The organism is Castellaniella sp., assembly GCF_034674885.1.
In the GTDB taxonomy this organism is placed as follows: Bacteria; Pseudomonadota; Gammaproteobacteria; order Burkholderiales; family Burkholderiaceae_B; genus Castellaniella.
The window spans coordinates 57762-80860 of sequence record NZ_JAUCDS010000014.1 but is presented as its reverse complement, the minus strand read 5'-3'; the positions used below and the strand labels follow the sequence as shown (position 1 = coordinate 80860).

Here is a 23099-nt window from a genome sequence, read left to right as displayed (position 1 = left end):
ACCCGCCCTTCGGGCATCAGGACGCGTTCGACCTCGCGCAGCACCTGGTGGGGATCGACGCACCATTCCAGCGTGTGCGGCATGACCATCAGATCGACGCTCTGGGTGTCGAAGGGGAGCTGTTCAGGTTCGCAGACCAGGCGCCCCGCCCGCGTGCCAAACGGCGCGCTGGGACTATGGGCCCAGACCTTGTGCGGGATGCGGTTGGCCTGCAGCAGATCCCAGTGCGGCAGGCCGATTTGTATGGCATGATAGCCAAACGCATTGCTGACCATGGCATCCACCTGCTGCTGTTCCCAGTTGCGTACGTACTGCCCGACCGGGGTTTCCAGCCATTCCGCCAATTCGATCGGCATTGCGCGTTGCGGTGCCACCCTGAATCCCCCATCATGAATTTCATCGCCCCGACTTCCAGCTCGCCGGCCACGCTGACCCCCATCCCCGCCCTGTCGGACAATTACATCTGGATGGTACAGAAAAACGGCCATGCCATCGTCGTAGACCCCGGCGAAGCCGACCCGGTGCTGGCACGGCTGACGCAGGGACTGACCCTGGAAGCCATCCTGATCACGCACCATCATCGTGACCACGTCGGCGGCGTGCAGGCATTACACCAGCGAACCGGGGCCCGCGTCTACGGGCCACGCCACGAAAACATCCCGGCATGCGACGTGCGCCTGGGCGAAGGCGACCTCGTCGACCTGCCGGGCATCGGGTTGCACTTACAGGTCCTGGACATCCCCGGCCACACTGCCGGACACATCGCCTATGTCGGCTCGCTGGATGCCGATCAGACCGTTCTATTCTGCGGCGATACGCTGTTCGCAGCCGGGTGCGGGAGGCTATTCGAAGGCACCCCTGCACAAATGCACGATTCCTTGGGTAAAATCGGGTGTTTGCCTCCGGATACGCTGGTGTGCTGTGCGCACGAATATACGGCGGCCAATATTCGCTGGGCCCTGCAGGTCGAACCGACCAACGCGGCATTGCAGGCGCGTGCCCAGGACACGGCGCATCTGCGCGCCCAGGATCTGCCCACCGTGCCGTCACGGCTGGGCCTGGAACTGCAGACGAACCCGTTCCTGCGCACCGGCCACCCGGATGTCCGGGCTGCGGCCAGCCAACACGCCGCCATGCCACTGAACACGCCTCAGGCGGTTTTTGCGGGTCTGCGCGAATGGAAAAACGAATTCAAATGATCTGCTCATGAAAATCCTGCGACTGATACTGCCGCTGATCCTGGTCCTGCTGGCTGGCTGCGCTACCCAGAAATCATCCACCGATCGACGTCAGGCCTACGTGGCAGAAGACACATCCCGCACCGTCGATCTGACCCACCCGCCCCGCGACATGTGGGACCGAGTCCGGCGCGGGTTCTCCATCCCCAACCTGCACGGCGAACGCGTCGACTACTGGACCGACTACTACGCGGCCCATCCCCAGTCGGTCCTGCTCATGAGCCAGCGCGCCGGGAAATACCTGTATTACATCGTCGACGAACTGAACCGACGCGGCCTGCCCACGGAACTGGCCCTGCTGCCTTTCGTGGAATCGGCCTACGATCCCAACGCCCTGTCGCGATCCCAGGCCTCGGGCCTGTGGCAGTTCATCCCCAGCACCGGCCTGCACTACAAGCTGCAGCAGGACTGGTGGCGCGACCAGCGCCGCGACCCGGTGGCCTCCACCCAGGCCGCGCTGGACTATCTCAGCTATCTGTACGATTTCCAGGGCGACTGGTACCTGGCGCTGGCGTCCTACAACTGGGGTGAAGGCGCCGTCAAACGCGCCATGGACAAGGCCGCCAACCAGGACAAGGAACCGATCTACACCCAGCTGGACATGCCCGACGAAACGCGCAACTACGTCCCCAAGCTGCAGGCCATCAAGAACATCATCGCCCGTCCGGAAAAATACGGCATCACCCTGCCCAAGGTCAGCAACAGCCCATACTTCACGACCGTCCACAAATCGCGCGACATGGACATCGCCGTGGCAGCCGCCCTGGCGGAAATGCCCCTCGAAGACTTCCGCGCCCTGAACCCGGCCTACAACCGGCCGGTGATGCTGGCAGCACACAATCCCGCCCTGCACCTGCCGCTGGACAAGGTCGACGTATTCAACGACAACCTCAAGACCTATACCGGTCGGCTGTCGTCCTGGCAGGTCGTGCACCCCAAACGCGGCCAGTCGCTGGCCGCCCTTGCCAAATCCCACGGCATCACCCTGGACCAGCTGCGCCAGGCCAACAACCTCAGTTCAAAACAGACACGTGCCACGGTCGCCACCCTGCTGATCCCGGCAGCGCCTGCTGCCGACGACGGCGGCATCCGCCTGGCATCCTACAGCCCGGATACGGACCCGCAGCCGTCATTGCGTCAGGTCCGATCGCCCGCCACCCAGGCGGCGCCGACGCGCACCGCCCGCCTGAGCCCGGCCCCCAGCGTACGCACCCACACCATCCGCAAGGGCGATACCCTGTATTCGCTGGCTCGCCGCTACAACACCTCGGTAGACGCCCTGCGCAAGCTGAACAACCTGAAGAACACCTCCCTGTCCACCGGCCAGCGCCTGCGGGTACCCGGCACGGACGTGCAAAGCTAAAAATTCATCCATAGGACCAATACATCATGGGTTTTCTGAACGGCAAACGCATCCTGATCACCGGGGTGCTCTCGAATCGCTCCATCGCCTACGGCATTGCGCATGCCTGCCGCGCCCAGGGCGCCGAACTGGCCCTGACCTACGTGGGGGAACGCTTCGAGGAACGCGTACGCGGCTTTGCCAAGGACCTGGGCAGCGACATCGTCATCCCCTGCGACGTGGGTGACGACGCGCAGATCGAAGCCACATTCACCGCCCTGCGCGAGCGCTGGGACGGCCTGGACGGCCTGGTGCACTCGATCGGTTTCGCCCCCCGGGACGCCCTGGAAGGCGACTTCCTGGACGGCATGACGCGTGAGAACTTCCGCGTGGCCCACGACATTTCCGCCTACAGCTTCCCGGCGCTGGCAAAGGCCGCGCTGCCGCTGCTGGAAGGCCGCAACGGGTCCGTGCTGACCCTGACCTATCTGGGCGCCGAAAAGGCCATCCCCAACTACAACATGATGGGCCTGGCCAAGGCATCCCTGGAAGCCAGCGTACGCTATCTGGCCAAGTCCCTGGGCAAAAAAGGCCTGCGCGCCAACGGCATTTCCGCCGGCCCGATCAAGACCCTGGCCGCCAGCGGCATCCGCGACTTTTCCAACATGCTGAAATACGTGGAATCCCAGTCCCCGCTGGGCCGCAACGTCACCATCGAGGACGTCGGCAACGCCGCGTCCTTCCTGCTGTCGGACCTGGCCGCCGGGATCACCGGCGAGATCCTGCACGTGGACTGCGGCTTTTCCAACACCGTGCCCGGAATGGACTGATAATCCGGTCTGTCATCAACCAGGACCAGGCAGGCCGTCGTGGCGCAATCGGAACAGGACAGAAACCGCAGCAAGCTGCAGGGCTTTCTGGAAGACAAGCTGAAATGGCACGATTACACCCACCTGGTCGTGGCCGACGACGACATGGCTCCGTCCACCTGGTTCCTGCACACCATCGGCCTGGCCCGGGACGGGCAACCTGAACTGATCATCACCGGCACGCTGGATCACACCCTGGCCATGGACGTGATTTCCGACGTCGTGGCCTACGGCCGCCATCAGGACGGCGGCTTGGCCGATGGCCTGCATCCTGGCGACGCGGTGCGCATCCCGGTCATGCTGCGAGACGTCTCGACACCTTTCGTCCTGACACAACGGGTCGCCCAGGCCAGCAGCCGCTTTGGCGCTTCGCTCCGGGTCCTGCAAATCGTCTGGGCCGACGCCGCCGGGCGGTTTCCAGATGACGCGGCCTACGACCAGGCCGGAAGCCCGCAGCAGATGCTGTGGCAGCCCCCCGGCACAGCGCACGCATAAGGCCTTTCTCTCTCCCATCGCCTCAACGACTCGAGGGTCCCCCATGAAGACCAGCTTCCATCTCGCCTATCACGTCCATGATCTCAACGCAGCGCGCACGTTCTACGGCACCCTGCTCGGCTGCCGCGAAGGCCGCAGCACCGAGACATGGGTCGACTTCGATTTCTTCGGCCACCAGATTTCCCTGCATCTTGGCGAACCGTTCCAGGTCACGAATACAGGCCGCGTCGGCAACCACATGGTGCCGATGCCCCATCTCGGGCTCGTGATGGCCATGCCGGACTGGAAGGCGCTGGCCGAGCGCCTCAGCAGCCAACACCTGGATTTCGTGATTCCCCCCAGCATTCGCTTCGAAGGCGAACCCGGCGAACAGGCGACCATGTTCTTCCTGGATCCGAGCGGCAACCCCATCGAGATGAAAGGCTTCGCGGATCTCGACAAGGTGTACTCGAAATAAGCAGGCTGCTGCCTTTCTGATGCGCGATGCGCTGCCCAGGACAACACACCATGGCAGCCCCAGGGATAAAAAAAGCCCTTGATTTCAACGAAATCAAGGGCTTTTACATCCTGGCGGACAGAGGGGGATTCGAACCCCCGATACGCTATTCACGTATACACGCTTTCCAGGCGTGCGCCTTCAACCGCTCGGCCACCTGTCCTGCACGCCTGCCAGATAGATTCGACAAGCGAAGTCCGTCATTCTAGCATGAATGTCAAACAGGCAACACAATGTCCGCGACCGGACCACCTCGGCCAGCGCTGTCAGGCCAGGGTGGGTGCCGGCATCAGCGTGGTGCCCATGGTCCCGACCATGCGCTCGACATAGCGTGCGATCAGATCGATCTCCAGATTGACGGGGGAGCCGACCTGCAGATTGCGCAAGGTCGTGACCTGGATCGTATGAGGAATCAGATTGATGGATATCTCGGTGCCTTCTTCCTGGTCGTCCACGCGATTCACGGTCAGGCTGACGCCGTTGACCGTGATCGAGCCCTTGTATGCCAGGTATTTCGACAGGTGCGCAGGTACGATGATGCGCAATTCGGTGGATTCGCCCACCGCATCGAAACACGTCACCTGCCCCACGCCGTCGACGTGGCCAGCTACCAGATGACCATCCAGGCTGTCGCCCAACCTCAAGGCGTGCTCCAGATTGACCTCGCCTTCGCGGTCCAGGCCGCAGGTGCGCACCAGGCTTTCGCGCGAAACATCGACTTCGAATGCGGCATCCTGCAAGGCGACCACCGTCATGCAGGCACCCTGGATCGCGATCGAATCCCCCAGCCGGGTCGCCTGCAGAGGCAGGCCGCCTGCATCGATCAGCAGCCGCACGCCGGCGTCTTCCTGATCGCCCAGGGGGCGAACTTCGGTGATGCGGCCGACTGCCGCCACGATTCCTGTAAACATGATGATTCCATCCATCGAAATTTCCCGCGCCCACCAGGAGCGGCAGGATCGCCCCGCAGGGGCGAGATGATTCAGGCTGGCGCGCGCAAACCGCAAGCCGCACGCAGAGCCTGCCAACGGCCTGGATGCCTCAGCCTCAGGCGCATGTCCGGGCCCAACTTTACCGCATCCAGGAATTCATAGCGGTACGCCTGGCCCAGCGATGCAATGGGGGCCGGCAAGGCTGCCAGGCCCTGGCCGGCCCCGATGATGCTGGGCGCGACATAGGCCACCCATTCATCCACATACCCCCCCGCCACCAGAGCGCCTTGCAGACGCGCGCCGGCCTCGACGTGGACCTCGTTGATCTCGTGATCACCCAGCCAGCGCAGCAGGGCATCCAGATCCAGCGCACCGTTGCCACCCAAAGGCAGCACGATGACACGCACATTGCGCCCAGCCAGCCGGGCTGCCTTGCCGGCGTCGGCCCGAGAGGTGAAGACCCACACGGGATCGCCATTGAACAGGCGCGCCTGTTCCGAAATGATGAACTGCGTATCCAGCACTGCGCGGATGGGCTGCCTGGGGGTCTGCACGGCCCGCACATCCAGCAGCGGGTTATCCGTCAGGACCGTGCCGATCCCGGTCAGCACCACGCAGGCCCTGGCGCGCCAGCCATGCCCATCGGCACGGGCTGCATCGCCTGTGATCCATTGGGAGCGGCCGTCCGGCAGAGCCGTATGGCCATCGAAAGACGCTGCGGACTTCAGCCACAACCAAGGCGTGCCGCGCGTCATGCGGGCGCAAAAACCGGGGTTCTGCGCCAGGGCATCCTCGGCCATCAGGCCGGCGTCCACCGTCAGTCCGGCGGCTCGCAGGCGTTCGATGCCGCGCCCTGCCACCTGGGGGTTGGGATCCTGCAAGGCGATCACCACGCGGCGGATGCCCGCAGCAATCAGCGCATCCGCGCAGGGTGGTGTTCGCCCCTGATGGCTGCAGGGTTCCAGGGTGACATAGGCCGTCGCTCCCTGGATGTCCAGTTGTTGCTGCTGCGCGATCCACAGGGCCTGCGCTTCGGCATGGCGTCCGCCTGCTTCCTGGGTATTGCCCTCTGCCAGCCAGCGGCCTTCGCGCACCAGCACGCAGCCGACCCGGGGATTCGGGCTGCTGAGATACAGGGATTGTTCGGCCACCGCCAACGCCCGCCGCATCCAGCGGTGATCTTCGGTCGATTGGGCACCGGTGTCAGGGCTGCTCATCGTCGGGCGCCCGGAACTCGTCGATGGTATGAACAAATTCGCGAATGTCCTCGAAGCTGCGATAGACCGATGCGAAACGGACATACGCCACTTGGTCGAGCTGGCGCAGTTCGGCCATGACCAGTTCGCCCACGTGACCGGAGGAGACCTCGCGTTTGCCGCTGGTCAGCAGGCGTTCCTGGATGCGCACCACCGCCGCATCCAGCGCCGGGGCGCTGACGGGGCGCTTGCGCAAGGCCAACGCCATGCTGGAACGCAGCTTGGCGGGATTGAAGTCGGTCCGGGTGCCATTGCGCTTGACGACGGCCGGCATCATCAGGTCGACCCGTTCGTAGGTCGTGAAGCGCCGGTCGCAGGCCGTGCAGCGGCGCCGGCGGCGGATCGTGTCGCCTTCTTCGGAGACCCGTGAATCCACCACCTGCGTATCGGCGCAGTTGCAGAACGGACACTTCATCGGCCTATCGGGCGCCCGCAGGCGCCCTCCTGTGGTTAGCGATAGACGGGCAAGCGCGCCGTCAGGGCATTGACCTGATCCCGCACACGAGCGACGTTGGCTGCGTCATTCGGGTTGTCCAGCACATCGGCGATCAGGTTGCCGGTGAGCTCGGCCTCGGCTTCTTTGAAGCCGCGCGTGGTCATGGCCGGCGTCCCCAGGCGGATGCCGCTGGTGACGAAGGGCTTTTCCGGATCGTTGGGGATGGCGTTCTTGTTGACCGTGATGTGGGCCTCGCCCAGCACGGCCTCGGCGGCCTTGCCGGTGATGCCCTTGGCCCGCAGGTCGACCAGCATGACGTGGCTCTCGGTGCGGCCGGACACGATGCGCAGGCCGCGCTTGACCAGGGTGTCGGCCAGCACGCGGGCATTGGCAGCCACCTGGGCGGCATAGGCCTTGAATTCGGGCTGCAAGGCCTCGCCAAAGGCCACGGCCTTGGCGGCGATGACGTGCATCAGCGGCCCGCCCTGGATGCCCGGGAAGATCGCGGAGTTGATGATCTTTTCGTATTCGGCCTTCATCAGGATGACGCCGCCGCGCGGCCCGCGCAGGGATTTGTGCGTGGTCGTGGTGACGAAATCGGCATGCGGCACCGGATTGGGGTATTCGCCCCCGGCAACCAGGCCGGCATAGTGAGCGATGTCCACCATGAACAGGGCGCCGTTGTCGTGCGCAATGCGGGCCATGCGTTCGAAATCGATGCGCAGGGAATACGCCGAGGCCCCGCCCACGATCAGCTTGGGTTTGATCGTACGGGCCAGTTCTTCCAGTTTGTCGTAATCCAGGACTTCGTTGGCGTCCAGGCCATAGGAATGGAACTCGTACAGTTTGCCCGAGGCATTGACGGGAGAGCCGTGGGTCAGGTGCCCGCCTTCGGCCAGGCTCATGCCCAGCACCCGGTCGCCGGGCTTCAGGACCGCCATATAGACGCCCTGGTTGGCCTGGGAGCCCGAATTGGGCTGCACGTTGGCGGCCTCGGCGCCGAAGATTTCCTTGACCCGGTCGATGGCCAGCTGCTCGACCACGTCCACATATTCACAACCGCCGTAGTAGCGTTTCCCGGGATAGCCTTCTGCGTATTTGTTCGTCAGCTGCGTACCCTGGGCCTGCATGACGGCCGGGCTGGCGTAGTTTTCGGACGCGATGAGTTCGATATGCTGTTCCTGGCGAACGTTTTCCTGCTGGATGGCGGCCCAGATGGCGGGATCGGCCTTGTCAAGGGTACGGGTGCGGTCAAACATGAATGATCCTGAAGACGATGGAAAGGAAATCTAGGCGCCACGGGGGCGATCAAGCAAATCAAATCATTCTAGCGCGAAGCGCTCGATCACAAGGCATGCAGGCGCGGATTCAGCGTGTAGGTACCCGTGATCGAGGCCTTGGCCAGCACATGCCCCTGCATGGCCGCCAGCGCCTGCGCACCGGTGAAACGCCCCGAGACGTCCAGTTCGGCGACGTCCAGCGCGTACACGGTAAATACATAGCGGTGGACCAGGGCGTCGTTCCACGGCGGACACGGGCCGTCATAGCCGAAGTAATCGCCGTTCATGTCGCGGTCCGAGGCAAACCAGCCGGTGTAGTCGTTCAGCCCCTGGCGGGTGCCGTCCAGGGCAAGCGGGCCGGCCTTGCCGCGCGGCGTGATGCCGCTGGCGTAGCTGCCTGCGGCCAGGCTGCGGACATCGGCCCCGACATCCACCAGTACCCAATGATAGAAATCGCAGCGCGGCAGATCGGCGGGGACTTCGCGGCCCACCTGGTTGACGTCGTCGGGCTTGCTGGGCACGTCGGGATCGACGCACAGCACGGCGAAGGAACGCACCCCATCGGGCACGTCAGACCAGGCCAGGTGGGGGTTGTTGTTGCCGGCCAGGGCCACATGATTTTGCGGATCGACGCGCGCGAAGGCGTTGCGTTCTGGAATGACCCCTTGGTCGGGGAAAGATTCACTGTGCAGTTTCATGGGGCCTCCGGGGAAACAGGCCTAGGTCAGTGTGACCCGGGCAAATTTACGCTTGCCGACCTGCATGACGTATGTGCCGGCCGGCAGTTGCAAGGATTTGTCTTCGATGCGGTCACCATCGATGCGCACGCCGCCCTGCTCGATGTTCCGCTGGGCTTCGGATGCGGAAGCCGCCAGACCCGATTCACGCAACACCTTCAGGATGCCCATGGGGGCTGCCCCGGCCGTGACTTCCGGCAGGTTTTCGGGGATGGCGCCATCGCGGAACTGCGCATTGAAATGATCCAGAGCCTGCGCGCCGTGGCCTGCGCCATGGAAGCGATCGACGACTTCCTGCGCCAGCATTACTTTGGCGTCGCGCGGGTTGCGGCCACCGGTAATGTCGGCCTGCAGGCTGGCGATGTCTTCCATGGAACGGAACGACAGCAATTCGAAATAGCGCCACATCAGCGTGTCGGAGATCGACATCAGCTTGCCGAACATGGAATCCGGGGACTCGGTGATGCCGATGTAGTTGCCCTTGGATTTGGACATCTTCTCGACGCCGTCAGTGCCTTCGAGCAAGGGCATGGTCAGCACGCACTGGGGTTCCTGGCCGTATTCCTTTTGCAGTTCGCGGCCCACCAGCAGATTGAATTTCTGATCCGTGCCGCCCAGTTCCAGATCGGCCTTCAGCGCCACGGAATCGTAGCCCTGCAGCAGCGGATACAGGAATTCATGCACCGAAATCGGGACTCCGCCCCGGAACCGCCGCGTGAAGTCGTCGCGTTCCATCATGCGGGCCACCGTATAACGCGAGGCCAGCTGGATCAGCCCGCGCGAACCCAGCGGGTCGCACCATTCGGAGTTGTAGCGGATTTCCGTACGGTCGGGGTCCAGCACCAGGCTGGCCTGGGCGTAATAGGTCTTGGCGTTTTCGCGGATCTGTTCCGGGGTGAGCGGCGGGCGGGTGGCATTGCGCCCGCTGGGGTCGCCGATCTGCGCCGTGAAGTCGCCGATCAGGAAAATCACCGTATGCCCCAGGTCCTGCAGCTGGCGCATTTTATTCAGAACGACCGTATGCCCCAGGTGGATGTCCGGCGCCGTCGGATCCAGGCCGAGTTTGATGCGCAAAGGGACGCCGGTGGCTCGGCTGCGAGCCAGTTTGGCGGCGAATTCGGAGGCGACGAGCAATTCATCGCAGCCCCGCTGGGCCACGCGCAGATCATGGGCAATCTGGGGGTCGTCGGGGGCGGTGGGGGACGGCATGGTAACTGATCTATCAGAAAAATTGAAAAAATGCTCGAAAAATAGAGACTAATGCGCTAGCATAACGTGCCATCGCAGCTTCTGTACAACACATTCGACGTCCGAGCACACGGCGGAGCCTCATATTAGCAGAGCCTTCCGTTGCAGGTGATCCGTCTGGCAGGCCCGCTGTCGCGCATTCCCATGCGTCGCGCCTGCCAGACACACATCCTGGCCCGGCCGACCTCGAACCGATCGAATCCATCACCGCCCATGATGCCTGACGCCCACCAGACACAACGCCATCGCCATATCACTCGCAGTCTGCTCCTCGCCGCCGGGGGCCTGTTTCTGACCGCAGCCGCACTGGCCGTCGTCAAGCCCAGCGCGCCGCCCGAACCGATTTTCCAGGCCCGCCAAACACTCGACCTGCCGCCTATGGGCGGCAGTCTGCATCAATCGGCTCCCTACATCGCTTCCACCCGCATCCGCCGGGGAGACACAGTCTCCGACCTGCTGCACCGGCTGGGCGTCGACGAAGACGGCCTGCTGACTTTCCTGACCCACGAGGAAAGCGCCCGCTCCATCTACAAGCTCTACCCCGGACGCACCGTGCAGGCCGCGCTGGACAACCAGGGCAATATGGTCTGGCTGCGCTACGCCCACACACCCGGAAGCACGGCCAAATCCGGCATCGAATCCGCCTGGCTGGAAATCCGGCCCGATGGGCAGGGTAAGTTCACGGCCCAGGAACGCACCGTCGCCGCCGTACAGGAAACACGGGTCGCCGAAGCCGAAATCACCAGTTCCCTGTTCGGCGCAGCCGACGACGCCCATCTGCCCGACTCCATCACGCTTGAAATGGTGGACATCCTGGGCAGCCGCATCGACTTCCTGAAAGACCTGCGCAAGGGCGACCGCTTCCGCATCGTCTACGACGCCTACATGCACGACGGCGAGGAAGTCGGCGCCGGCCGCATCCGCGCACTGGAATTCATCAACAAGGGCAAGACCTACAGCGCCGTCTGGTTCCAGGGATCCCACGACCGGGGCGGCTACTACGATTTTTCCGGGGCCAGCCTGAAGGGCGCCTTCTTGCGCACAGCCATCAAATTCACCCGCATCAGTTCGCGCTTTGGCATGCGCATGCACCCGATCCACAAAAAATGGACCGGGCACAAAGGCGTCGACTATGCGGCACAGTCCGGCACCCCGATCCACGCCACGGCCGACGGCACCATCGAATTCATCGGCCAGCAGAATGGCTACGGCAACGTCATCATCCTGAAGAATTTCGGCAAATACTCCACGCTGTACGCCCACCAGAGCCGTTTTGCCAAAGGCCTGAAAAAAGGCGACCGCGTCCAGCAGGGCCAGTTGATCGGCTACGTCGGCCAGACCGGCTGGGCCACCGGCCCGCACCTGCACTATGAATTCCGCATCAACAACCAGCCGGTGGACCCGCTGGCCGCCGATCTGCCGGTGACCCGTCCGCTGGACAACGGAGACCAGAAGGCCTTCCAGACGCTGGTAGCCCGCTACCAGCCGCAGATGCAAATGCTGGCACGGCTGCAGGACAGCCGCATCCAGATCGCCGAACGCTGATTCCCCCGGCGGCCCCGCTGTCGCGGGGCCAGTCCTTCCCCGATTCTCGAGTCTCGGTGCCATGCGCAGCAGCTATTACATCGGCCTGATGTCGGGCACCAGCACGGACGGCGTCGATGGTGTACTGGCGCAACTGCCCGACGCCACCCCTGGCAGCTCCCCACAGAGACAGGAATCCGCCCAGGCGCCGGCAGATTCCCGTTCCGCCCATGCCATCACGGTGCTGGCCAGCACCAGTCTCCCCTTGCCCGCAGCCCTGCGCCAGGATTTGCTGGCGCTGAATGTCACAGGCCCCGATGAGCTGGCCCGCGCGGCCCGCGCGGCCAATGCACTGGCCGACTGCTATGCCGACGCAGTCACGGCGCTGCTGGACCAATCCGGCCTGCGCGCAGCCGAAATCCGCGCCATCGGCGCTCACGGCCAGACGGTGCGGCACGCGCCGGAATCCGGCTATACCCTGCAGATCAATGCTCCCGCGAGGCTGGCCGAACACACGGGTATCGCCGTCGTGGCGGATTTCCGCAGCCGAGACGTGGCGGCGGGCGGCCAGGGAGCGCCGCTGGTGCCCGCCTTTCATGCCGCCCGATTCGGCTGCGGCATGGGCCAGCTTGTGTTGAACCTGGGCGGGATCGCCAATGTCACCCTGCTGGACGATCCGGTCCAGGGCTTCGACACCGGGCCAGCCAATATGCTGATGGATGCCTGGATCCAGCAGCATCTGGGCCAGGCCTACGACCACGACGGCACCTGGGCGGCCCAAGGCCGCTGCCACGAGGGTCTGCTGACCGCCCTGCTGGCCGAACCCTGGCTGGCCCTGCCGCCACCCAAATCCACGGGCCGCGACCTGTTCAATCTGGCCTGGCTGCAGGCTCGGCTGGGCACCCTGCCGGCAATGCCGGACCCGGTGGACGTCCAGGCAACACTGCTGCAATTTTCCGTGGAAACGATTGCCCGGGCAGTGCGCCGCCATGCGCCCGGCGCACGCCGGGTACTGGCCTGCGGCGGCGGCGCCCTGAACCCGGTATTCATGCGGACGCTATCCCGATCGCTGCCCTGCCCGTTGGGCACGACCGCCGATCATGGGGTGCCGGTGCAGTCGGTGGAGGCGCTGGCCTTTGCCTGGCTGGCGCAGGCACACGTGCTGGGTCTGCCCGCCTGCCTGCCTGAGGTCACGGGCGCTCGCCATGCGACGATCGCAGGCTGCCTGTACCCGGCCGGGTAAAGGGACCCCCACGCCGCGCGGCAAAAGGGTATCAGGGGGCGAACGACGAGCCGCAGCCGCAAGTGGTGTTGGCGTTGGGGTTGCGGATCACGAACTGCGCGCCTTCGAGGTCGTCCTTGTAGTCGATTTCCGACCCGACCAGATACTGGAAGCTCATGGCGTCGACCAGCAGCTGCACGCCGCCGCGTTCGATGGTGGTGTCGTCCTCGGCCACGTCTTCGTCGAATGTGAAACCGTACTGGAAGCCGGAACAGCCGCCCCCCTGCACGAAGACCCGCAGCTTGAGATCGGCGTTGCCTTCCTCGGTCAGCAGTTCCCGGACCTTTGCGGCCGCCGCATCGGTGAACACCAGGGGGCTGGGCGGGACGTCGAGATCGACATGTTCGAGAGTGGTCATGATTGAGGCTCCTGCGCAGGCTGTGCTGCGCGGTTCAAAGCGGCATCCTGGGTGGCGCGGATCGTATCGCCTTCCAGGACTTCCAGGCGCACCGACTGGATTTCCAGGCCGGCAGGCACCTGCAAAACGCCGGTGCTGCGCTGGAACTGGTCAAACACCAGCGCCAGCGGATCAACCGTGCCCGGCGTTGCGTCAGCCCCGCCGGCCTGATCCGAGGCCAGCGGGGGATTCAGATCCATTTTAACGGGTTTACCCTGCATGTGGCCCTGCGCCACAAAGCGCATGCGGCCTTTGAATGGATCGGCATTGGGGGCCGCGTTGCGCGTCAGCAGCACCCGATAGCGCAGGAAGTCGGCATCCGCCTGGATATCGAAGGCCCGCACCGTCAGTGCGCCGGCAGGCCCGGGCGGGATGAGCTGTTCATAGAAGGCCAGCTGATCGCGCACGTGTCCCAGCTGCTGCTGCAGTTCGGCGAATTTTTCCTGCAGCACCCGCTGAGTGCCGCTCTGGACATCGACCTGGCTGTGGGCAGCCGCCAGATCGGTCTGCGCCTGGGTCAGTTCCGCCCGCTGGGACGCAACCTGGTCCTGCAGGCCCTGGATGCGTTCCTGATCGCCCGCATGCATGCCCAGATGCATGGCAGCAGCCCCGGCCAGGAAGGCCAGCGCCAAACCCAATGCCAAGGTCAGCGTGCGGATCATCCAGCGCCGCAAGCCGCCTGTCTGCGTGTCATCGCGCGTCATGGCAGCCCCCTTCAGGGCAGCACCGCCACCTGCTGCAGGCCGGTGGTTTCATGAAAGCCGAACATGAGATTCATGTTCTGCACAGCCTGGCCGGCCGCCCCCTTGACGAGGTTGTCCTGCACAACCAGCACGACCAGCGTATCCCCATCAGCCGGGCGATGGACGGCGATGCGCAGCATGTTGGACGCCCGCACCGAACGGGTCTGCGGCAGGCTGCCGCCCGGCATGACGTCGACGAAGGGTTCGTCGGCATAGCGTTGTTCGTACAGGGCCTGGAAATCAGTGTCCAGCGCGTCGGGCAGGATGCGCAGGTACAGGGTCGAGAACATGCCCCGGATCATGGGCACCAGGTGCGGCACGAAGGTCAGGCCTACGGGCTGCCCCGCGATGCGGGTCAGGCATTCGGCGATTTCAGGATGGTGCCGGTGGCCGGCTACCCCGTAGGCGGCGAAATTGTCGGACGCCTCGGAAAACAGGGACCCGACCTGGGTCTTGCGTCCGGCGCCGGACACGCCGGATTTCGAATCGGCGATGATGTGAGTGGTATCCACCAACGCGCGTCCTGCCTGCAGGACGGGGGCCAGCCCCAGCAGCACAGTGGTGGGGTAGCAGCCAGGATTGCCAACCACCCGCGCCTGGCGGATGCGGTCGCGGTCCAGTTCGGGCAGGCCGTAGACGGCATCCCGCAGCACCGTGGGGCAGCTATGCGGCATTTTGTACCAGCGCTGGAAGGCATCGATATCCTGCAGACGGAAATCGGCCGCCAGATCGATCACTCGCACATCGTGTTCCAGCAGCCCGGGCGCCTGTTCCATGGCGACACCATGCGGCGTGGCGAAGAACACCACGTCGCACTGGTCCAGGGCAGCGTCTTCCGGCGTCTGAAAGCACAGATCGACGTGGCCTCGCAGATTCGGGAACATGTCGGCCACTGGCATGCCGGATTCCTTGCGCGACGTGATGGCGTGCAACTGCACGTTCGGGTGCTGCGACAACAGGCGCAGCAGTTCGACGCCCGTGTACCCGGTGCCGCCGACGATGCCGGCCTTGATGCGTGATGCGGTGATCATGGTGATGGATCCTGTCTGAGAAGCATGGCGCCGCTGCAGCGACGCCGGAACATTCCAAGATTATGGCACGGGCTGCGACCCGCCCTGTCTGCAAAAAGTCACAGGAAGCGAAAGCGAAAAACCCCGGCACAGGCCGGGGTTTTTCGCATCGCACCAGGTGGCGAACCACCTGGAACGGAATCAGCGCTTGCTGAACTGCTTGCGGCGACGGGCCTTGTGGAAGCCGACTTTCTTACGTTCGACTTCGCGGGCATCGCGCGTGACGAAGCCGGCTTGTTTCAGCGGCGACTTCAGGGTTTCGTCGTATTCGATCAGGGCACGCGTGATGCCGTGACGCACCGCACCGGCCTGGCCGGATTCACCGCCGCCGTGGACGTTGACGTGGAAGTCGAACGATTCCAGGTGGTTGGTCAGTTCCAGCGGCTGACGTACGACCATGCGGCCGGTTTCACGAGCGAAGTATTCGTCGACGGGGCGGCCGTTGACGATGATCTTGCCTGTGCCTTTTTTCAGAAACACCCGAGCCACCGAAGTTTTGCGGCGGCCAGTGCCATAATTCCAATTACCGATCATGATGGCCTATCCTCAAATATCCAGGGTTTGCGGCTGCTGCGCGGTATGCGGGTGCTCGGCACCGGCATAGACCTTGAGCTTTTTCGCCATGGCGTAACCCAACGGCCCCTTGGGCAGCATGCCTTTGACGGCTTTTTGCAGGGCACGACCCGGAAAACGCTGTTGCATTTTCTGGAAGTTGGTTTCCGTGATCCCGCCCGGATAGGTGGAGTGACGGTAGTAGCGCTTGTCCTGCGCCTTGGCGCCGGTCACGACGATATCGGCGGCATTGACGACGACGATGTAATCGCCCGTGTCAACGTGCGGCGTGAATTCGGGTTTGTGCTTGCCACGCAGACGGCGTGCGACTTCGCTGGCCACACGGCCGAGGACCTTGCCCTTGGCGTCGATCACAAACCAGTCACGCTTGACTTCATGCGGCTTGGCCACAAAGGTCTTCATGATGGTGTTCCTGATGATGAAAGAAATAAAAACTTTTCGTTCTATGTCAGGGCTTTATCTGCTGACCAGCATGCTGCGGCCAGAACCCGTACAAATTTGAACCTAAACGAAAAGCCCACCATTGTAATTGACATCAAACAGGTAGGCAAATTGGGCCTGTGCGGTGCCTTGTAGCATGGGCGCGCGCACTCTGGACCCCGCCCACGCGACGCTCACCAAAACAAAAACGCCCCGAAAGGCGTTTTTTGATCCAGCACACAGATTACTTCTTCTGGCGGGCCAGGGCGGACCCCAGATAGTTGTCGAAAGAGCCTTCGGCCACCCGGAACCAGGGCACCACATTGTCGCGGAACGACATGTAGTTGTCGAAGATCTTCTTGAAGCCGGCGTTCTTGTCGCAGAATTCCTTGTAGACCTCGGCGGAGGCCTTGAAGGACGCATCCATGACTTCGCGGGGGAAGCTCTTCAGGATGGCACCGCCGGCAATCAGGCGGCGCAGGGCATCCGGATTGTTGTTGTCGTAGTACTCGACCAGGTGGGTGGCTGCGGCACGCGAGGCGATATCGATGACTGCCTGATAGGGCTTGGGCAGTTCGGCATAGGCCTTGTCGTTCACATACAGCGACACCTGGGCGGAGCCTTCCCACCAGCCCGGGTAGTAGTAGTATTTGGCGACTTTCTGGAAGCCCAGCTTTTCGTCATCCACCGGGCCCACGAATTCGACGGCATCCAGCGCGCCCTTTTCCAGGGCGGGATAGATGTCGCCCGTGGGAATCTGCTGCGGCACCACGCCCATGCGCGACAGGACTTCGCCCGCAAAACCGGCCGTGCGCATCGTCAGGCCCTTCAGGTCGTCGGGAGTCTTGATTTCCTTGCGGTACCAGCCGCCCATCTGGGTGCCCGTGTTGCCGAAGGGGAAGTTGATGATGCCGCGCGGCGCGAACAGCTCGCGCATCAGCTTCAGGCCGTCGCCTTCGTACATCCAGGCATTCATCTGGCGCACGTTCAGGCCAAAGGGCACGGCCGTGTCGAAGCAGAAGGACGGATCCTTGCCGTAGTAATAGTAGGACGCGGTCTGGCCGCATTCCACCGTGCGGTTGCCGACGGCGTCCATCACGCCAAAGCCCGGCACCAATTCACCGACCGGATACAGGCGAATGTTGAAATTGCCGTCGGTCAGGTCCTTGACCATGCTGCAGAACAGCTGCGCCGTGGAATACAGCGCCGGGGTGGCCGGCGCGTAGGTGGAGGTCATTTTCCAGTTGATCTGGGGGGCGGACTGCGCGATGGCCGGCGCGGCCACGGCTGCCGTGCCGGCGACAGCACCCAGCCCGGCCTTTTTCAGAAATGCACGACGCTGCATGATGAGTGATCTCCTTGGTGTTCGAATTGGAAGAAGTGCCCTTGATATTACACTGTGCAACAGGCCGAGCGCACCCCCGCGCAAGCGCGGGGGTGCATCACTGGCCGGCCACCGCCATGCGCTCGATCAGGATGGAACCCGTGGACTTCGCGCCCCGGGCATGGACATCCGCCCCGACGGCAACCATCTGGCGGAACATATCCGCCAGATTGCCCGCAATCGTGATTTCGTGCACAGGATGGCGGATGACGCCGCCCTGCACCCAATAGCCGAATGCGCCGCGGGAATAATCGCCCGTCACGTAATTGACGCCCTGGCCGATGAGTTCCGTCACCAGCAGGCCGGTGTCCATCTTGCGCAGCATGGCGCCCAGGTCGTCCGACGGGCGCGTCAGGCGCGAGCGCAGGCTGAGATTATGCGAACCGCCGGCATTGCCGGTCGTGGACAGGCCCAGTTTGCGGGCGGTGTAGGTGGACAGGAAATAGCCGGTCAGGACCCCTTGGTCGACCACGCGGCGAGCCTGCGTGCGCACGCCCTCGGCGTCGAAGGGCGAACTGCCCTGCGCGCCCGGGATGTAGGGGTTCTCGACGACGTCCAGATGATCGGCCAGCACCGGCTTTCCCAGGCTGTCGAGCAGGAAGCTGGCCTTGCGGTACAAGGCCCCGCCGCTGGTGGCCTGCACCAGCGCGCCCAGCAGGCCCACGGCCAGGGGCGCCTCGAAGAGCACCGGGTACTGGCCCGTCTTCACTGTCCGGGCATTGAGCCGCGACAGGGCGCGTTCAGCGGCGTAGCGGCCCACGCTGGCAGGGTCGGCCAGGTCCTGGGCGCGGCGCGCGGACGTGTACCAGAAGTCGCGCTGCATGCCGTCGCCATGCCCGGCAATGGGAGCCACCGACAGGCTGTGCCGGGAATAGGGATAACCGCCCAGGAATCCTCGCGAATTGCCCAGGACGAAATGGCCTTCCATGGTGTCCAGCGACGCGCCTTCGGTATTGGTGATCCGGTCGCTGAGCGCCAGCGCCGCGCGTTCTGCGCGGATGGCCAGGCGGGCGGCATCGGCCACGTCGATCCCCCAGGGGTGGTGCAGATCCAGATCCGGATAGTGCTGCGCCAGCTGGTCGGCATCCGGCAGGCCTGCGGCGAGGTCTTCCGCCGTATGCCGGGCGATGTGCCACGCGGCTTCGACGGTCTTGCGCAAGGCGTCCGCCGAGAAATCGGAGGTCGATGCCGATCCCCGGCGCTGGCCGGCGAAGACGGTGACGGCCAGAGATCGATCGCGAGTCTGCTCGATGGTTTCCAGTGCGCGATTGCGCACGGCAACCGACAGACCTCTGCTTTCGGAGATCTCGGCGGCAGCGTCCGAGGCGCCGACGTCGCGGGCGCACCGCAGTGCATCGGTGATCAGTTCGCGGAACTGAGCCTGCTGTGCAGGGATGTCCAGGAAATCGTCAGTATGTTCTTTCATGCGCAATCCGCCGGAGTCAAGACGGTTATCATAGCCAATTGCAAACCATTTTATGCCCGAAGCCATGGACGAACTCCTGCCGGACGAGGATGCCGCCCAAGACCAGCGGCCCAGCAAATCCCAGGTCAAGCGCGATCTGCACGCATTGCTCGACCTGGGCCGCGAATTGATCGCCTTGCCCACGGCCCGGTTGGCCCAACTGCCACTGGACGAATCCCTGCGCGAAGCCATCACCCTGGCCCAGCGCATCCACAGCAACGAAGGCCGCCGCAGGCAGACCCATTACGTGGGCAAGCTGCTGCGCCGCGCCGACGCCGATGCGCTGCGCCGCCAGCTGGCGGAATGGGCCAGCGGTTCGCGCGAACAGACGCGATCCATGCATCGCCTGGAGGCCCTGCGCGACCGCCTGATCGATGATGACCAGACCCTGACTCAGCTATTGGCATCCTTTCCACAACTGGACAGCCAGGCGCTGCGGGCCCAGATCCGCGCAGCCCGCAAGGAAGCCAAGGACAATCTGTCGCGCACTCCCGATCAGGAGCCCGCTCGCAAACATTACCGGGCGCTGTTCCAGACCCTGAAACAGATTGACTTCGAGGACATCCCCAATGGACACGACGCTGGAAACGATTGAACGCACCACCGGCCCCAAGCCGACACACAGCGTGATCTGGCTGCACGGGCTGGGAGCCGACGGCCACGATTTCGAGCCCATCGTCCCCGAACTGGCACATCCCCGGCTGCCGGACATCCGTTTCGTATTTCCACACGCGCCAGTCCGCCCGGTCACGCTGAACCAGGGCATGCCGATGCGGGCCTGGTATGACTTGTACGGCCTGGATCGCGACGCCCGCGAAGACGTGGACGGCATCCGCGCCACGCGACATGCCATCACCGCCCTGATCACGCGCGAGGCCGAACGCGGCATCCCGCGCGAACAGATCGCGCTGGCGGGTTTTTCCCAAGGCTGCGCGATGGCGCTCTATACCGGCCTGCGGCTGGAACACAGGCTGGCGGGGCTGATCGGCCTGTCGGGTTACCTGCCGCTGCGCAACACCACGGCAGCCGAACGCCATCCGGCCAACGCGAATACGCCGGTGTTCATGGCGCACGGCACGCAGGACATGGTGGTGCCGCTGACGTACTCGGAAACCAGCCGCGACGCGATGACAAAGCTGGGGCAACCGGTGCAGTGGCACACGTATCCGATGCCCCACGGGCTGCACCCCCAGGAACTGGACGACATCCGGGAGTTTCTGGTGGAAGTGTTCGCGGAGTCGGACGAATCAGGCGCGAAATAAAGGTCCGGGGCCATCTTTGGCTTGCAACATCCGTCCACGTCGCCGCCTGCAGGCGACTCCGATTCGATAGGCATGACATGGTCCGCAGTGGACCATGTCATGTCCGATCTCATCCACGTCGCGCCTTGCAAGGCGCTCCGATGAACCTGGCACAAAATAGCCCGCAGGGGCTATTTTGAGTCCAGGTTCATCCATACCCTTCTCATTCCTGGGTCTTCTGCGTCGGGGTCGTTCTGCAGGCCCAGGGACGTCATCAGGCCGATCATGGCGCGGTTGGTGGCCAGCACCAGGCCTTCGATGTAGCGCAGGTTCTGACGGCGGGCCACCTGGAACAGGCTGCGCATCAATTCCCCGCCCAGGCCGCGCCGCTGCCAGTCGTCGGCGATGACCAGCGCGTATTCCGCCCCCTGGCCGTCGGCGTTACGCAGGTAATGGGCGAATCCGACGATCCGTTCGCGCAGCAGGCCCCGATTTTCGGGGTTGGGCACCTGCACCGTGGCCACCAGGGCGACTTCCCGGTCATAGTCGATCCGGGTGTAGCGGGCCAGCATGCGGGGGGTCAGTTCGCGCAGCATGGACACGAACCGCATGTAGCGCGATTCGTCGGACAGATCGCGCACGAATTCCTGCAGCAGGGTCGCGTCTTCGGGCCGGATGGGGCGCAACAGCCATTCCTGGCCGTCCTTCATCACCATGGGCCGCACCATGCGGCGCGGATAGGGATGGATGGCCATGTGGCGGTACGCCTGGTTTTCCGGGCGCTCGCCATCGTAAGCAGGGTCCAGGCCGATCTGGATGTCTTCGGCAAACAGGCTGGTGTCATCCCACCACAGCGGGTCGATGCGCAGGGACCGCACACCGGGCAATGCGCTGACGATCTCGGAAATTCGTTCCAGGGACTCGCGCAACTGCTCGAACACGGCGGGGCTGAGATCCTTTTCCAGCACCCGCGACCAGAACTTGCCGCGCTGGATCAGCTGGCGGGCCAGGTAGTTGTTCAGCGGCGGCAGTTCGATTTCCCGATGCGGCGATGCCAGCCTCGCCGGCCGCCCGCCCGGGCCAAACTGCAGATAGGGGCCAAAATGAGCGTCCTGGCGCACCTGGATTGCCATGGGCACGTTCCGGCGCGCCGGTTCGGGGGCCGGGTGGTCGTCCACCCGGATGGGTACGTGGAAGCAATCCAGCAGCCAGCGGCAGCTGGCGCGATCGAGTTCCGTCCGCCCGGACATGATGGCGTCGTTCAGCAGCGTGCGGGCCTCGTCCAGGCGCGGCGCCCGATTCAGCATTTCGGGCGGCAGCGCCTGCTGGGCCAGGGTCTGGTTGTAGTGATATGAAGCCAGAATGCCAAAGGCATTGGCAGCGGATTCCGGCGTGCGAAAGGCCGGCAGCCCCACGGAGTCCAGCCGATGGCGCTGCAGGCGCATCGAGGCGTCGCCCAGAAAACAGGAAATGATCGGCTTGGCGGCGGCTTCCGAAAACTGCGCCAGGGTTTCGGCCGCCGCATCCATGTCCGACAGGACGTCGGGCGCGATCAGGACCAGCACCCCGTCGACATTGCCGTCGGACGCCAGCAGGGACAGCACCTGCCGCACATGGTTCGAGTCCAGCGGGGCATGGCTGACGACGGGATTGTCCACCGTCGCGCCCGGCTCCAGCAGGGCGGCCAGGTCGCGGCGGGTCTGCACGCCCAGCTCAGCCCGCGCCACTGCCCCGCCCGGGCCGATGGCGTCCAGCGCCAGGTGGGCGGCGCCGTGGCCGTTGGCAAACAGCGCAATGCGCCGGCCCCGCTGGCGCTTGGCATGGACCAGCACTTTCAGCGCCGAAAACAATTGCACGAAAAAACGGATGCGCACGGCGCCGGTGCGCCGGACCAGGGCGTCGAACACGGCATCGGCGGCCGGGTCGTGACCCGGCCCCTGGCGACCGGCCTTCAGCACGATGACCGGCTTGACGCTGGCGGCCGCCATCAGCGCGCTGGTGAAGCGGCGCGACGAATCCGCCTCTTCCAGATAGAGCACGATGCTGTCGGAGCGCGAATCCATGGACAGGTATTCCAGGACCTCGGCCGTGGTCACGCCCGAGGCATCGCCCGTGGACACCACGGCGGAGAAACCCAACTGGATGTCGCCCGCCCAATCGAGCACGGCGGCCGCCACCATGCGCGACTGCGCCACCAGGGCGACCCGCCCCACCGGCGCGCCGCGCGGATCCAGCCCCAGGTTCAAGCCCAGGTGCGGACGCTGGATACCCAGTGCCCCCGGCCCCAGGACCAGGCAGTCGTTCATCCGCCCCCAGGCCTGGCAATACGTCTGCGTTTCGACCGGATTGGCCGATGGGGTCTCGTGCGGCAGCAGCACCAGCGAGCGCGGATGGTGCGCCCGCAGTGCGCCCAGGGCCGCCGGCAGACGAGCGGGATCCAGGCAGAGCAGGGCCATGTCCAGCCGCTGGCCAGCCTGCAGAAAATCCAGGCGATCAGGCAGCTGCCACTGCCCGGCGGCATCCACACGCACGTCGGCGATGCGCCCGCGCAGCATCCCCGGCGGCGCCTGCACGACGGGAAGTTCGCGGGAACTGAGGACCAGCAAGGAACGCGGCTCGAACAAAGCCGCCAGACGATGACGCAACATGAAGGCTACCCTGAAGCCCCAAA

Annotated in this window: 24 protein-coding genes and 1 tRNA gene; 9 read left to right on the top strand and 16 right to left on the bottom strand. The window is 64.4% G+C overall.

Translation table 11 applies throughout. From position 1 onward, the window contains the following. Positions 1 to 356: methyltransferase domain-containing protein (locus VDP74_RS09655; protein ID WP_322999414.1), on the bottom strand; the 356-nt coding region annotated here is incomplete at its 3' end. A gap of 33 nt (positions 357 to 389) precedes the next feature. Between VDP74_RS09655 and gloB the strand changes: the two genes are divergently transcribed. From gloB to VDP74_RS09630, 5 genes are read left to right on the top strand one after another with little or no spacing between them, the layout of a single operon-like run. Next, a complete protein-coding gene (gene gloB, locus VDP74_RS09650) occupies positions 390 to 1199 on the top strand; it encodes a hydroxyacylglutathione hydrolase (RefSeq protein WP_322999413.1) in 810 nt (269 codons plus the stop codon). Between the two features lie 7 nt (positions 1200 to 1206). Further along, positions 1207 to 2601: a transglycosylase SLT domain-containing protein gene (locus VDP74_RS09645; RefSeq protein ID WP_322999412.1), complete on the top strand. Its 1395-nt coding sequence runs from the start codon at positions 1207 to 1209 to the stop codon at positions 2599 to 2601. 26 nt (positions 2602 to 2627) lie between these two features. After that, entirely contained in the window at positions 2628 to 3410 is a 783-nt protein-coding gene (gene fabI / locus VDP74_RS09640) for an enoyl-ACP reductase FabI (RefSeq protein WP_322999411.1), read from the top strand. Positions 3411 to 3449: 39 nt separating this feature from the next. After that, positions 3450 to 3944 carry a DUF4262 domain-containing protein gene (locus VDP74_RS09635; protein WP_322999410.1) on the top strand — a complete coding sequence of 165 codons (495 nt, stop codon included), beginning with the start codon at positions 3450 to 3452 and terminating at the stop codon, positions 3942 to 3944. A gap of 43 nt (positions 3945 to 3987) precedes the next feature. Continuing rightward, complete coding sequence (locus VDP74_RS09630) at positions 3988 to 4401, top strand: VOC family protein (RefSeq protein WP_322999409.1); 414 nt, start codon at positions 3988 to 3990, stop codon at positions 4399 to 4401. Positions 4402 to 4512: 111 nt separating this feature from the next. On the opposite strand, the gene VDP74_RS09625 is transcribed toward VDP74_RS09630, so the two are convergent. The 7 genes from VDP74_RS09625 to tyrS form a co-directional block, all read right to left on the bottom strand. After that, a tRNA-Ser gene (locus tag VDP74_RS09625) sits at positions 4513 to 4603 on the bottom strand. A 103-nt stretch (positions 4604 to 4706) separates the two neighbouring features. Beyond that, the gene (locus tag VDP74_RS09620) at positions 4707 to 5351 is read right to left on the bottom strand and encodes a riboflavin synthase (RefSeq protein WP_322999408.1); all 645 of its coding nucleotides are present in this window, start codon (positions 5349 to 5351) and stop codon (positions 4707 to 4709) included. Positions 5352 to 5422: 71 nt separating this feature from the next. Continuing rightward, entirely contained in the window at positions 5423 to 6589 is a 1167-nt protein-coding gene (gene ribD, locus VDP74_RS09615; protein WP_322999407.1) for a bifunctional diaminohydroxyphosphoribosylaminopyrimidine deaminase/5-amino-6-(5-phosphoribosylamino)uracil reductase RibD, read from the bottom strand. Beyond that, positions 6576 to 7043 carry a transcriptional regulator NrdR gene (nrdR, locus tag VDP74_RS09610; protein WP_322999406.1) on the bottom strand — a complete coding sequence of 156 codons (468 nt, stop codon included), beginning with the start codon at positions 7041 to 7043 and terminating at the stop codon, positions 6576 to 6578. Before nrdR ends, ribD begins: the two co-directional genes overlap by 14 nt. Positions 7044 to 7078: 35 nt before the next feature. Next, entirely contained in the window at positions 7079 to 8323 is a 1245-nt protein-coding gene (gene glyA / locus VDP74_RS09605; RefSeq protein WP_322999405.1) for a serine hydroxymethyltransferase, read from the bottom strand. Between the two features lie 86 nt (positions 8324 to 8409). After that, a complete protein-coding gene (locus VDP74_RS09600) occupies positions 8410 to 9042 on the bottom strand; it encodes a YbhB/YbcL family Raf kinase inhibitor-like protein (protein WP_322999404.1) in 633 nt (210 codons plus the stop codon). Positions 9043 to 9063: 21 nt separating this feature from the next. Continuing rightward, on the bottom strand, positions 9064 to 10290 hold the full coding sequence (gene tyrS, locus VDP74_RS09595; protein ID WP_322999403.1) for a tyrosine--tRNA ligase: 1227 nt from the start codon (positions 10288 to 10290) through the stop codon (positions 9064 to 9066). A gap of 252 nt (positions 10291 to 10542) precedes the next feature. Here tyrS and VDP74_RS09590 point away from each other — a divergent pair, with 252 nt between their 5' ends. Both VDP74_RS09590 and VDP74_RS09585 read left to right on the top strand, forming a co-directional pair. Next, complete coding sequence (locus VDP74_RS09590; RefSeq protein ID WP_322999417.1) at positions 10543 to 11874, top strand: M23 family metallopeptidase; 1332 nt, start codon at positions 10543 to 10545, stop codon at positions 11872 to 11874. Positions 11875 to 11935: 61 nt separating this feature from the next. Continuing rightward, positions 11936 to 13096 carry an anhydro-N-acetylmuramic acid kinase gene (locus VDP74_RS09585; protein ID WP_322999402.1) on the top strand — a complete coding sequence of 387 codons (1161 nt, stop codon included), beginning with the start codon at positions 11936 to 11938 and terminating at the stop codon, positions 13094 to 13096. 31 nt (positions 13097 to 13127) lie between these two features. Here the strand turns inward: VDP74_RS09585 and erpA are convergent, their stop codons facing one another. The 7 genes from erpA to pmbA all read right to left on the bottom strand — a co-directional run bounded on the left by erpA (position 13128) and on the right by pmbA (position 19148). Continuing rightward, positions 13128 to 13493, bottom strand: coding sequence for an iron-sulfur cluster insertion protein ErpA (gene erpA / locus VDP74_RS09580; protein ID WP_322999401.1), 366 nt, complete (start codon positions 13491 to 13493; stop codon positions 13128 to 13130). Then, a complete protein-coding gene (locus VDP74_RS09575) occupies positions 13490 to 14236 on the bottom strand; it encodes a DUF6776 family protein (protein ID WP_322999400.1) in 747 nt (248 codons plus the stop codon). Before VDP74_RS09575 ends, erpA begins: the two co-directional genes overlap by 4 nt. 11 nt (positions 14237 to 14247) lie before the next feature. Beyond that, on the bottom strand, positions 14248 to 15306 hold the full coding sequence (gene argC / locus VDP74_RS09570; RefSeq protein WP_322999399.1) for an N-acetyl-gamma-glutamyl-phosphate reductase: 1059 nt from the start codon (positions 15304 to 15306) through the stop codon (positions 14248 to 14250). A gap of 180 nt (positions 15307 to 15486) precedes the next feature. Further along, positions 15487 to 15879, bottom strand: coding sequence for a 30S ribosomal protein S9 (rpsI, locus tag VDP74_RS09565; protein ID WP_322999398.1), 393 nt, complete (start codon positions 15877 to 15879; stop codon positions 15487 to 15489). 12 nt (positions 15880 to 15891) lie between these two features. Continuing rightward, entirely contained in the window at positions 15892 to 16320 is a 429-nt protein-coding gene (gene rplM, locus VDP74_RS09560; RefSeq protein WP_298014404.1) for a 50S ribosomal protein L13, read from the bottom strand. A gap of 262 nt (positions 16321 to 16582) precedes the next feature. Next, positions 16583 to 17683 carry a TRAP transporter substrate-binding protein gene (locus tag VDP74_RS09555; RefSeq protein ID WP_322999397.1) on the bottom strand — a complete coding sequence of 367 codons (1101 nt, stop codon included), beginning with the start codon at positions 17681 to 17683 and terminating at the stop codon, positions 16583 to 16585. A 97-nt stretch (positions 17684 to 17780) separates the two neighbouring features. Next, positions 17781 to 19148: a metalloprotease PmbA gene (gene pmbA, locus VDP74_RS09550; protein WP_322999396.1), complete on the bottom strand. Its 1368-nt coding sequence runs from the start codon at positions 19146 to 19148 to the stop codon at positions 17781 to 17783. A 52-nt stretch (positions 19149 to 19200) separates the two neighbouring features. On the opposite strand from pmbA, the gene yjgA reads away from it, so the two are divergent. Beyond that, positions 19201 to 19782: a ribosome biogenesis factor YjgA gene (gene yjgA, locus VDP74_RS09545; protein ID WP_322999395.1), complete on the top strand. Its 582-nt coding sequence runs from the start codon at positions 19201 to 19203 to the stop codon at positions 19780 to 19782. After that, positions 19757 to 20449: an alpha/beta hydrolase gene (locus tag VDP74_RS09540; RefSeq protein WP_322999394.1), complete on the top strand. Its 693-nt coding sequence runs from the start codon at positions 19757 to 19759 to the stop codon at positions 20447 to 20449. The genes yjgA and VDP74_RS09540 overlap by 26 nt, the downstream gene beginning before the upstream one ends. A 170-nt stretch (positions 20450 to 20619) precedes the next feature. Here the strand turns inward: VDP74_RS09540 and VDP74_RS09535 are convergent, their stop codons facing one another. Then, on the bottom strand, positions 20620 to 23076 hold the full coding sequence (locus VDP74_RS09535) for a GNAT family N-acetyltransferase (RefSeq protein WP_322999393.1): 2457 nt from the start codon (positions 23074 to 23076) through the stop codon (positions 20620 to 20622). Between the last annotated feature and the right edge of the window lie 23 nt (positions 23077 to 23099).